9 protein-coding genes and 1 tRNA gene are annotated in these 11,272 nt (G+C 71.2%); 7 read left to right on the top strand and 3 right to left on the bottom strand.

What is annotated here, in order from left to right; all coding sequences use genetic code 11:
• The first annotated feature begins 372 nt into the window (after positions 1–372).
• A tRNA-Ser gene (locus tag ACXJKA_RS16855) sits at positions 373–479 on the top strand.
• 1,134 nt (positions 480–1,613) lie between these two features.
• Positions 1,614–1,988: a PH domain-containing protein gene (locus tag ACXJKA_RS16850; RefSeq protein WP_456826370.1), complete on the top strand. Its 375-nt coding sequence runs from the start codon at positions 1,614–1,616 to the stop codon at positions 1,986–1,988.
• Between the two features lie 243 nt (positions 1,989–2,231).
• Here ACXJKA_RS16850 and ACXJKA_RS16845 read toward each other — a convergent pair whose 3' ends face one another.
• A complete protein-coding gene (locus tag ACXJKA_RS16845) occupies positions 2,232–3,371 on the bottom strand; it encodes an endo-1,4-beta-xylanase (RefSeq protein WP_456826369.1) in 1,140 nt (379 codons plus the stop codon).
• 241 nt (positions 3,372–3,612) lie between these two features.
• Complete coding sequence (locus ACXJKA_RS16840) at positions 3,613–4,518, bottom strand: alpha/beta fold hydrolase (protein ID WP_456826368.1); 906 nt, start codon at positions 4,516–4,518, stop codon at positions 3,613–3,615.
• 65 nt (positions 4,519–4,583) lie between these two features.
• On the opposite strand from ACXJKA_RS16840, the gene ACXJKA_RS16835 reads away from it, so the two are divergent.
• The 5 genes from ACXJKA_RS16835 to ACXJKA_RS16815 all read left to right on the top strand — a co-directional run bounded on the left by ACXJKA_RS16835 (position 4,584) and on the right by ACXJKA_RS16815 (position 9,742).
• Positions 4,584–5,153, top strand: a complete 570-nt coding sequence (locus ACXJKA_RS16835; RefSeq protein ID WP_456826367.1) for a TetR/AcrR family transcriptional regulator — start codon at positions 4,584–4,586, stop codon at positions 5,151–5,153.
• 345 nt (positions 5,154–5,498) lie between these two features.
• Entirely contained in the window at positions 5,499–7,640 is a 2,142-nt protein-coding gene (locus tag ACXJKA_RS16830) for a DEAD/DEAH box helicase (protein WP_456826366.1), read from the top strand.
• A gap of 3 nt (positions 7,641–7,643) precedes the next feature.
• Positions 7,644–8,129 (top strand): methyltransferase family protein, encoded by a 486-nt coding sequence (locus ACXJKA_RS16825; protein ID WP_456826365.1) that lies wholly within the window; start codon positions 7,644–7,646, stop codon positions 8,127–8,129.
• Positions 8,130–8,214: 85 nt separating this feature from the next.
• Positions 8,215–8,886, top strand: a complete 672-nt coding sequence (locus ACXJKA_RS16820; RefSeq protein ID WP_456826364.1) for a Type 1 glutamine amidotransferase-like domain-containing protein — start codon at positions 8,215–8,217, stop codon at positions 8,884–8,886.
• A 121-nt stretch (positions 8,887–9,007) separates the two neighbouring features.
• On the top strand, positions 9,008–9,742 hold the full coding sequence (locus tag ACXJKA_RS16815; protein WP_456826363.1) for a DinB family protein: 735 nt from the start codon (positions 9,008–9,010) through the stop codon (positions 9,740–9,742).
• Here the strand turns inward: ACXJKA_RS16815 and ACXJKA_RS16810 are convergent.
• Complete coding sequence (locus ACXJKA_RS16810; protein ID WP_456826362.1) at positions 9,739–11,013, bottom strand: glycosyltransferase; 1,275 nt, start codon at positions 11,011–11,013, stop codon at positions 9,739–9,741. The genes ACXJKA_RS16815 and ACXJKA_RS16810 overlap by 4 nt on opposite strands.
• Between the last annotated feature and the right edge of the window lie 259 nt (positions 11,014–11,272).

Genomic DNA, 11,272 nt, shown 5'->3' with positions numbered 1-11,272 from the left:
ATATTGGCGCGGTCTCGATTTGAATCCGTCGGCAGCGTCTGAAGCGGCTGTACTTGAGGTCACCGTTGATGCTTGATTGTGCGCCATGGCCGTAGGTGGCTGCGCCTGGACTTGTGCTGTAACACCGGTTTTCGGTGTGGGTTTACTTAGCCGACGAAAACCGACACAGCGGTCTCGTAGCTGCGGTGGCGCCGATATCGGCGCTGTTCAGGTCGGCTATCCGGGCGCGACCGGCGACGGGACCCGGCGTGTAGGCGGCGGCGCTCTCCGGGGCTCGGCCGCAGGGCGAGGTGGTTTTCGGCGTGCCCGATCAGATCAGCTAGACGCCACGAGCGTGGTCAGCGTGTGGTCAGCAGCCGGGACGGAACTCGTGCGAAGCGGGAATTACTCGCATGTATTTCCGCATTTCAGCGGCTTGCGAGGTGCCGCGGATCGAACTCCTAAAGCGGGTGACGGCAGTTCGAATCTGCCCAGGCGCACAGTGTGTCGTTGCAGGTCAGAGCATTCGCCGCTGCTCGTCGTAGGACCCGCGACCCGGGCGTAAAGCCGTCGGTCGGGGACGTCGGATGGCTCGTCGGCGACCATCAGTACCAACTAGGGGCTGACCGTCGTCGGGTACTTCCACGTCGAGACCGCCGACGAGCGCCGACGAGCGCTCGCCCCCTGTGCAGCGGCGGACATCCCAGACCCCGGCTCCGTCGCAGGGTCAGCCAGTCTCGTCGGTCCTTACCGCCGGAAGTATCCGTGCGCACCAGCCCCCGGGCGGTACGTCGAGCGGCGGCGGCTAAATGGCCGGATACGCCTGATCAGGCTCGCGCGGCCACAAGACCTGCAGCGTCTCGACCGCAGCTCGAAGCGCTTCGGCATCCACGGTGAGACTCGACCCGTCCACGTCGAGGCCGGGTCGGCCACGACGAGCACCGGGTCTCCGGGCCGCGGCGCTGGGGCCAACCACAGAGTGCTCGACCACTCGCAGCCAGCACCACCGCCCCAGTGGGTGAGCACCCTCTGGTCTGCTGTGGGCCCGTTGTTCCGGCTGTAGCGCCCGCCTCCGGCGGCGGCGTGTCCATCGGGGAACTCCACTCCGGCGAGCAGTCCTGCGTCGACTGTCGAGTGCATGCGATCGCCGAGGTCGGGATCGATACGACACCGGGTTGCCAGCTCGATCTGGAGCCCGGTGGTGTAGCGAGCAAGGCCGACCAGGAGGATCGCCACGTCAGTGGATCGTCCGACGACGCCAACAGCGGAGGCGGCCTCGTCGTTGAGCGGGCCGAATCCGGATCTTCCCTGGGCAACGTCGTCCACGTCGCCGGAGAAGCCCATGGCCGAGTACATGAGCCCGACCCTCGTCCGCATCCGTCAGCCGGTCAACGGCTTTCCTGGCGACTCCGGCGCGTCTACTCGCCTGAGTCACGTGCTGCTGGCACGGCTTGTCAGCCGAACCCGGCGATAGCCCGGCTCGGTCAAGGCATGGGCACTGCCGGGCGCCGCAAGGGCGCACGTGCGTCGTTCCACGTCAGCCGGGCATTCGACGCAGAGCCGGCCTCTCCTTCTCAGTACCGTGGTGCGCGATCGCGCCCGACCGGGGCGCGACGTGCAGAGGAGGCCCCGTGGTGGAGACCGGCGCAATTCTTTCGTGGACCTTGCAGAAGGAGATCCCGGTACCTGACGACGTGCAGCAGCTGCTCGTGGAGGGAGAGACAGCGGTGGCGTCCTTCAAGACATTCCGTGACTCGGCGACTTTCACGACGAAGCGGCTCATTGTCAGGGACGCGCAGGGCCTCACGGGGAAGAAGGTCGAGATCCACTCGCTCCCCTACAGCTCGATCGAGATGTGGTCCTCGGAGAACGCAGGCGGGATGCTCGACCGCGATGCAGAGATCGAGCTCTGGACCAAGGTCGGCCACATCAAGGTGAAGCTCACCAAGGGCGCGGACGTCCGTCGCATCGACACCCTCCTCGCCTGGGCGATTCTCAAGGGCCACTGACGGCACCGCGGCCGGAGTCCGATGAGCAGATCTGAGCGTCAGTGGCGCTCGGTCGGGTCTCCCCGGAATCGTCTGACGGCGTTCTCGATCGGTTGCGGTGATGTCGAGTCCGAGGACGCGATGGGGCCGGGGAATGCCGCGCGCTCGTCGCGGTGCCACCGGACTGCTGGTCAGGGAGCCATGAACGCCGATGGCGCGTGAGCCTCCGGGCCCACGCGCCACCGGCGCCTCCACCGAGCGGTCTTACTTGTTCAGGCCCGGTGCCGTGCGCGGCGACTTGCCGGGCGTGGCGTCGGTGAGGCTCTCGAGAAGCGCGTAGTACGCCGGCTTCTTCACGAAGTCCTCGGTCATGATCGTCGCGTAGCCCTCGGGGAAGACGCCCGGGACCCAGGAACGCCCGTCGTCGAAGCCCCAGACCGTGAAGCTCTCGCAGGCGGGAACGTTGAGGCACGCCTGGAGCATCTTGTCGTACCGCTCCGCCTGGAGCGCGATCTGTGCGGCGTCCGGCTCCCCGTCCTCGCCGAGCGGCATGCGGACGTCGGCCTCGGTGACGGCCACCTTCAGCCCGAGCGCGGCGAACCTCTCGAAGTTCGCCTGGATCGACTCGTCGAAGCCGTACATGAGGCTCAGGTGGCCCTGAGCGCCGAAGCCCTGCAGAGGCACGCCGTCGGCGAGCAGCTCCTGCGCCAGGGCGTAGTAGGCGTTGGTCTTGTTGTTGATGCCCTCGGCGTTGTAGTCGTTGAGGAAGAGGACAGCCTCGGGGTCTGCCTCGTGCGCCCACCGGAAGACGTCACCGATGAGGGCGACGGGGTCCGCGGCGCACGCCTTGAGGAACGGGTTGGCCTCGGTGCGCAGGCGCACACCGCCGGCGTCCCAGTCGTCCTGGAAGATCTCGTTGGCCACGTCCCACTCGTAGATCTCGCCGGCGTAGCGGCCGACGACGGTGCGGACGTGGTCCTCGAGAACGGCGCGCGCCTCCTCGCAGGTCCAGTTGGCGCTGGCGTCGATCACCCACTGCGGGTTCTGGCTGTGCCAGAGCAACGTGTGCCCGCGGACCTCTTGGTGGTTGGCCTGCGCGAAGGCCACGACGGCGTCCGCACCCGAGAAGTCGTAGACGCCGGGCTCCGGGTGGACCTCGGCCCACTTCATGTCGTTCTCGGGCGTCAGCGAGCTGAACTCGGCAGCGAGGATGCGCTGGAACTCGGTGGGGTTCTTGCGGTCGTAGTCGAGGAGGTCGCGCTGACCCCACACGGCGCTGCCGATATGGAGATCGCGCGGCGCCTCGGAGCGCAGGGTCGCCTCCGGGGCGGCGGCCTGCGCGAAGGGGGCGGAGAGTGCGAGGGCGGTGAGTGCCGACGCCGCGACGGCGGCGACACGCCTCATGGTTGGTGGATGGGACATCGTTGTTCCTTCCGAGCGGGTTCCGAGGGCTCTTTCCCAGCCATCGGTAACCGATCCGAGCACGATAACGATGTCGATAACGTTCTCGCAATGGGGCGCGGTGCTTTCGTCGGCGGCTCCTCCCGCTCCGCCTCGGTGCGCCGACGACCAGCCTCACACCACCGCTCCGCCGTCGTGGCCCGCGCGATCACCCGTCTGTCATCAATGCGACGACGGAGGACACCTAGCCCGCCCGTGCAATCCAGGCGAGCGCGAGCGCGGTGACCTCGCTCGGGGCGTCGTCGGTCACGAAGTGTGCGGCGTCGTCGACGAACGCGAGCTCGTAGCGGTCGGCGTAGCGCGTGAGATCCCCGCAGAGGCGGCGGATCACGGGCTCGTCCCAGGGGTGGTCGAGCCGCCCGAAGACGGCGAGGGTCGGCGGCTGGAGTCGCTGCTTGGCGAAGGTGCCGCGCGCGAGCTGCAGGGACACCGGAATGACGAGGCCGCGGAACAGCCGCCGGACGGCGCCGTCGATCTCGGGGCGGGCCATCGGTGCGAGGTAGGCGTCAATCGTCTCGGTCGGCAGCGGGTGGGCGATGTGGCTGGGGTCGAACAAGCCCGCGAGCGAACGGCCGGGACGGTGCCAGATCAGGGCCGGCATGTGGCGGAACCCGCCGATGAGCTTGAGGCTGAACGGCATGAATATGGGCGGCACCGAGAGCTGCACCAGTGACCGCACCCGTTCGGGATGCGCGTACGCGAGCTGGTTCGCGCTGATCGCGCCCAGGTCGTGCGCGACGAGGTGTGCCCGCTCGATGCCGAGCGCGTCGAGCAGCGCGAGCAGGTCGTGATGGTGAGTCTCGCGCTCGATGCGGGGGTCGTCGGCCGTGGTCCATCCGGCGCCCCGCAGGTCGGGGCAGATGACGCGGTGGCCGGTGCGGGCGATGACGGGGGCGATCTCGCGCCACTGCCACCAGTGCGCCGGGAACCCGTGCAGCAGCACGACCGGGTCACCCTCGCCGATGGTCACGACATGGCTGCGCACTCCAGGCGTCTCGACGACGAGGTGCTCGACGCCGGACGCCTCGGGCATCGCCGGGTACCAGGTGGACGAGTCGGCAGCGACCTCGCGGACTTGGGGCGTGTTCATGGCGACTCCTCTGTCGCAGTGCAAATACTATGTTCATAGTTGCACTACGTTCATAGTAAGACTGCGTGGGAGAGGTGTCCATGCCGACGACGAAGGAGCGCGCGCTCGACGCCGCCGTCGAGCTGCTCGGCGCCGAGGGGGTACGGGCGCTGAGCCACGCGCGCATCGACGCGCGGGCGGGGCTGCCGGCCGGCTCGACGTCGAACTGGTTCCGCACCCGCCGGGCGCTGCTCGCCGGCATCGTCGACTGGATGGCCGAGCGTGAGCGTGCCGACTTCGATCCCTCGGGCCACAACGGCGCAACCGACGTGGACGGGCTGATCGAGGGTATGTGCGCGATGGCCGAGCTGGAGACCGGCCCCTTCGCGGCGCGCACGAGGGCGCGCTACGCGCTCTTCCTCGAGCTCGCCTCGGACCCCGAGCTCGGGGCGCCGCTGAGGCGGCAGCGGCACGAGTTCGAGCGCTGGACCGAGCAGCTGGTGACCGCGGTGGGCATCCCCGACCCCGTTCCCGCCGCCCGCGCGCTGATGGCGCTCGGCGACGGACTCGTGCTGCACCGGCTCACCGTCGACCCCGCGCTCGACATGAGGCCAGCCGTCGAGCGGGCAGTGCGCGCACTCATGGGGACGACGTAGCGCGCGAGGGCGGCGTTCTCCCCCACGCGACTGACCGACTCGGTGGCTCCGCTCGCACGGGTCGAGGCGCCCGGCGGTAGGCTCCTGGTTCGTCGGCAAACACGCCGGCCTCGATGAGTCCCCGGTGATTCAACGAGACCCCCGGCGGCGTGTCACCATCAGCGTGAGCACGGGGTGCGGGCGGCGCAGACCGAGAACGTCGCGGCCATCAGGCAGGCACCCCGGTCGGGCGGCCCTGCCCGCATGTCAAGGGGCCCGGGTCCGGTGACCTGAGCCTGACGAGTTTCGGGTGCGCGCCCGGCGCACTGCGCCGCGGTCGCGGCGCGGAGCGACGAAGGAGGAGATGTGGCACGAGGCGGCCAACGCGGGTCCGGTCGCGCGCGCACCGATCCCGGCGCCCAGCGCAGCCGCGCCCCGCGCCCGTCCGAGCAGGGGATCATCCCGGTGCTTGCCGAGGTCGCCCGCGATGTCGACCGAGCGGTGCAGCGACCGCCGACGCGCCCGGCGGTCCGCACGAAGTTCCAGGTCGTGGCGCTGCTCGTGCGCGAGGAGCGGGCTCGCGTCAAGGACGACGCCGGCCTGACCGCGTCGCGACGCGGCGAGCAGCTCAAGCGGCTCGACGGGGTGGCGACGCAGCTGGCCAGGACCGCTGCCCGGGACACCTCGCTGCTCGAGCTGCTCGCCGACGATGCCCGGGTCTCCGACGCGGCGCGCGCCTACAAGGCCACGCTCATGCGCGCCGGCGGGCTGGAGCCGCCGGAGGAGCCCGCGCCCGCCGCGCCGACGGCGCCCGCGACCACCGCCGCGCCGCGGGTGGTTCCCCGGTCCGTGATCTCGCGCCAGCTGGCCAACCCGTTCCTGGCCCCGGACTACGAGGCTGCGGCCGAGCGGACCGCGACGAAGGCCCGACGCCTGGCCGGCTGGGAGCTGCTCGAGCCGCTCTTCTCGTCGTTCGAGCGGGCCGCGACGGGCGCGCCCGCCTGCATGGCGCTGCCCGAGCCCCGGCGGGTGCCCACGCCCGCCGGCCGCGAGCTCATGCCGCACCAGGCCCAGGTCGTCGCTGCGACGGCAAACGGCCATCGCACGTTCCTGCTCGCCGACGAGCCAGGCCTCGGCAAGACCGCCCAGGCCCTGCTCGCCGCCCAGGCGGCCGACGCCTACCCCCTGCTGGTCGTGGTGCCCAACGTGGTGAAGACGAACTGGGCGCACGAGGTCGGGCTGTGGACGCCGTTCCGCCGACCCACGGTGGTCCACGGCGACGGCGACCGGATGGACGGCTTCGCGGACGTCGTGATCGTGAACTACGAGCTGCTCGACCGGCACGTCGGCTGGCTCGGCGACCTCGGCTTCCGCGGCATGGTCGTCGACGAGGCGCACTTCATCAAGAACAAGACCTCGCAGCGCTCCCAGCACGTCCTGACGCTCTCCCGGCGGATCCGAGAGCGCACGGCCCGACCGCTGCTGATGGCGCTCACCGGCACCCCGCTGATCAACGACATCGAGGACTTCCGGGCGATCTGGCAGTTCCTCGGCTGGATCGACGACGAGAAGCCGCTCGGACCGCTGATGGCCGCCCTCGAGGAGACCGGGCTCACCCCGGCCGAACCCGGGTTCTACGCCGCCGCGCGGGCGAGCGTGATCGACATGGGCATCGTGCGTCGCCGCAAGATCGACGTGGTCGCCGACATCCCCGCCCGCCGGGTGGCGGACCTGCCGGTCGAGCTCGACGGCGCGGTCGGCCGCTCGATCCGCGCCGCCGAGGCCGCGCTCGCCGGCCGGATGGTCGGGCGCTACCGGGCCGCGGTGGAGATGCGCGGTGCCGACGAGGACGGGATCGACCCCGAGCTCGTGCGCCGGGTCGCGGCGGCGGAGCTCAAGGACTCGAGCTCGAAGGCCGGTGGCGAGAACGTCTTCACGATGGTCCGTCGGATCGGGCAGGCCAAGGCCGGGCTGGCGGCCGACTACGCCGCGCAGCTCGCCCGCAACGTCGGCAAGGTCGTGTTCTTCGCGAAGCACGTCGACGTGATGGACCAGGCCGAGCAGACCTTCGCCGACCGCGGCATCCGCTTCGCCTCGATCCGTGGCGACCAGACGACGAGGACGCGCAACAAGAACATCGCCTCGTTCGTCGACGACCCCGAGGTGCAGATCGCCGTGTGCTCCCTGCTGGCCGCCGGCGTGGGGCTGAACCTGCAGGTCGCGTCCAACCTGGTGCTGGCGGAGCTGTCCTGGACCGATGCCGAGCAGACCCAGGCCATCGACCGGATCCACCGGATCGGCCAGGACGAACCCGTCACCGCGTGGCGGATCATCGCCGCGCAGACCATCGACGCCAAGATCGCCGAGCTGATCGACAGCAAGTCGGCGCTGGCTGCCCGGGCGTTGGACGGTGCGTTGGACGAGGACGTCTCGTCGTCGACGGACGTCCAGCTCGACACCCTGGTCGGGCTGCTCACCGATGCGCTCGCCGCGGAGGGCGTGGGCTGACGCGTGGTGCGCGGTACCGACGGAGCGGTCGCGTTCCGGCTCTGGCCGCCGGTCGCGATCGGCGCGCCGCTGCTGATCGGCTGGCTATCCACGCAGGCCTGGGGCGACCCGGTCGACCTCGGCGCGTGGCGGATCCCGCTCGGTGGGGCGCTAGTGGTCGGGTTCGTCGGGTGGAACGGCTGGTCGTTGTGGCTGTTCGGCCGGCACGCGACCGGTCTGCTGCCGGGGCAGGCGACGCGCGTGATGATCGAGGAGGGGCCGTTCCGGCTCTCCCGCAACCCGTTGTACGTGGGCCTGCTGGCGCTCTACCTCGGCTTGGCTCTGCTGGCACCGACGTTCTGGGGACTGGTGCTCTTCCCGGCCGCTGCGCTGCTCGTCCTGTGGGGCGCGATCCTGCCCGAGGAGCGATTCCTGCACGAGCAGTTCGGAGCGCCGTACGACGACTACCGGCGGCGGGTTCCTCGCTGGCTGGGCCGTGTGCGGCGTTGATCCGGCGCGCGCTCCGGGTTGCCCGCGTTCACCGAACACGCTGGGGTAGGCCTGGACGCCACACCGATCCATCTCTGGAGGCATCGTGAAGCTGCTCCTCACGTCCGCGGGCGTCACGAACCGGAGCATCCGCGAGGCGCTTGTCGATCTCCTGGGCAAGCCGATCGCCGACTCGACCGCGTTGTGCATCCCCACCGCGCAGTACGGCCACCCCTGGGTCGGCCCGGGCGTCAAGGCCTGGGAGTTCATCAGCGGGAACTCCACGAACCCCATGGTCGACCTGGGCTGGAAGTCCGTCGGGGTGCTGGAGCTCACCGCGCTGCCCAGCATCGACGAAGAGCGCTGGGTGCCGCTGCTCCGCGAGACGGACGTGCTGCTGGTGGCGGGTGGCGACGCCCTCTATCTGCACCACTGGATGCGGGAGTCCGGGCTGGCCGACCTGCTCCCGTCGCTGCGCGACACGGTCTGGGTGGGGCTGAGCGCCGGGAGCATGGTGATGACCCCCAGGATCGGTGAGGACTTCGTCGGGTGGAGACCGCCGACCGGCGACGACGGCACGTTGGGCGTCGTGGACTTCTCGATCTGTCCGCACCTGGCCACCGACGGCATGCCGGGCAACTCCATGGCCGCGGCGGAACGATGGGCGGCGCGCATCGCAGGTCCGGCGTACGCGATGGACGACCAAACGGCGATCATGGTGGTCGACGGCGCCGTCGAGGTCGTCACGGAGGGGCAGTGGCGGTACTTCCCCGCCTGAGCTCTCGGAGCGCGCACCTGACGCGGGGCGAGGATGGACACGGCCGAACCACCGCCGCAAGACTGGACGCTCGCATCCGACGGCAGCACCGGCCCGCCGAGCCGCTCGACGAGGAGAAGCCATGGCAGACACCCCGGAGCTGTTCGTCGGCCGCAACCTGCGGGGGGCCCGCTTCGTCGCCAGCGACCTCTCCGACGTCGTGATGCGCGGGGTTGACGCCTCCGGAGCGGACATCGACGCGCCGTGGCTGCTCGACGGCGAGAGCTCGTTCCGCGTGAACGGGGTCGACGTGGTCCCGTTCGTCGAGGCCGAGCTCAACCGGCGCTTCCCCGGCCGCGCCGACAAGCGCGCGGGCGATCCCGACGGTCTGCGGGCCGCGTGGGCGATCCTGGAGAGCACGTGGGCGGGCACGCTCGAGCGCGTGTCGGCGATGCCGCCCGGCACGGTCGACGAGTCCGTCGACGGCGAGTGGTCGTTCGCGCAGACGCTGCGCCACCTGGTGCTCGCCACGGACATGTGGTTGGGCAAGGCGATCCTGGAGCGCGAGCAGCCGTTCCATCCCCTGGGGCTGATGGACGCCGGATCGGCGGGCGAGGACGGCGTCGAGATGTCGATCTTCCGGACGGACACGCCGCCGTACGCCGAGGTGCTCGAGGCCCGCGCGGGCAGGGTCACGATGGTGCGCGACTTCCTCGCGACCGTCACCCCGGAGCTGCTGGCCGAGGCGCGGAAGAACCCGCACGCTCCCGAGTACCCCGAGAGCGTCCGCTCGTGCCTGCACGTGATCCTCGAGGAGGAGTGGGAGCACTACCGGTTCGCCGTCCGCGACCTCGACCTGATCTCGACCGCCGACTAACCCTCGACGAGCCCCTCCAGCAGGTCCGCGGCCGCGGACGTCCCGCCGAGCGACCGCAGCTCGGCCCCGAGGCGGGCGGCCGTGGCCCGGTAGCTCGGGTCGGTGGTCACGCTGCGATAGGCGTCGGCGATCGCCGCCGGCTTCGGGCGGCCGGTACGCAGGTTGACGCCCGCGTCGTGCCAGCCGATGCGCGCGGCGACCTCGGGCTTGTCCAGATCCCCGCCGGCGACGATGAGCGGCAGGTCGTGCCGCAGGGCCTGCAGGACACCGCCGTAGCCGCCGTTGGTGAGGACGACGGACGTCCGGGGGAGCAGGTCCGGGTAGGGGATCATCGGCGCGACCCGGGCATTCGTCGGCAGCGGGCCGGGCAGGGGGCCGGTGCGRTCGCCGAGCCCGACGACGACCAGGACGTCTTCGCCCGCCAGGGCCTCCAGCGCAGGCAGGATCAGGTCGTGGGGATCGACGTTGGCCGTTCCCTGGGTCACGTGCACGACCGGCACGGCCGCACCCGCCACGTCGGCCCACCAGTCCGGCAGCGTCGACGTGGTCGGGCTGCCGTCATCGGTCAGGTCGCCGACGAAGTGGATGTGGTCGGGCAGGTCCGTGCGCGGGTAGTCGAGGCCGGGGGAGCCCGCGCCGACGACGAGCCGCGGCGAGTACCACATGGTCGCGAACGTCTCCCGGTCGGGCGCGAGCCCGGCGTCGGTGCGCGTGCGCTGGTAGAGGCGGGTGAGCCGCGCGGTCCCGGCGCGGGAGACGGTGCCGAGCACCGCGTCCCGCGTCCGCCCGAGCGCGCCGCGCCCCGGCGTGAGGCCCAGGCCCGTCGGCGGGATGCCCTTGCCGGGCAGCCACACGGCGATGGGGGAGACCGTGGCCCGGGGCGAGCCCAGCTGCTCGGCGGCGAACCGGGTGCCGATCGCCATCGGGTCGCCCGCGAGGAGGTCCCACGGCTCGCGCGCGTGCTCGGCGCGCAGGTCGGCCGCCTGCGCGGCGGCCGTGCCCAGGAACAGGTCCTGCAGGTTGACGAGGACCTGCCGGAACCCCTTCTTCCCCCGCAGGCGAGGGAACGTGGCCTGCAGATCGCGCTCGTCGAAGTCGGGGGCCTCCCGCCACGGGACGGCCCGCGCGCCGACGGCCTCGAACATGCCCGCGGCGGACCGACCGGTGTAGACGCGCACGTCGTGCCCACGCCGGACGAGCTCGCCGGCGACCGCGCGGATCGGCCGGGTGTGGCCCGAGAACGGCATCGCCGTCAGCATGATCGAGGCCATGTGCCGCACGATAGCCAGGCCGGCCGGACGGGTCGACGGCCGGCCGCTGCGGTGCCGCGATGCGGTTCCCCGACGAGCTCGGCGCCTTCCCCTGCTCTTCGTCCCGCTCGCCGCCGCGATCCTCGTCCTCATGGTGTCGACGGACGGCCGGGCCCGGATCACGCTGGCCGGCGTCGTCGGCGGCATCTGGTCGCCGGTGTGCGCCGCGGGGCGTCGCGTGGCCCGCGCGGCCGACCGGCTCGCGGTGACGCACCCGGGC

It is taken from the genome of Cellulomonas sp. P5_E12, from assembly GCF_054049315.1.
Note: the sequence above shows the minus strand (reverse complement) of the source record. Positions and strands in the feature narration are given on the sequence as shown.

Coding starts and splice junctions, on each gene's coding strand:
- ACXJKA_RS16815 (WP_456826363.1), top strand. CDS start 9,008: ATGGCAGACACCCCGGAGCTGTTCGTCGGCCGCAACCTGCGGGGGGCC.
- ACXJKA_RS16845 (WP_456826369.1), bottom strand. CDS start 3,371: ATGAGGCGTGTCGCCGCCGTCGCGGCGTCGGCACTCACCGCCCTCGCA.
- ACXJKA_RS16840 (WP_456826368.1), bottom strand. CDS start 4,518: ATGAACACGCCCCAAGTCCGCGAGGTCGCTGCCGACTCGTCCACCTGG.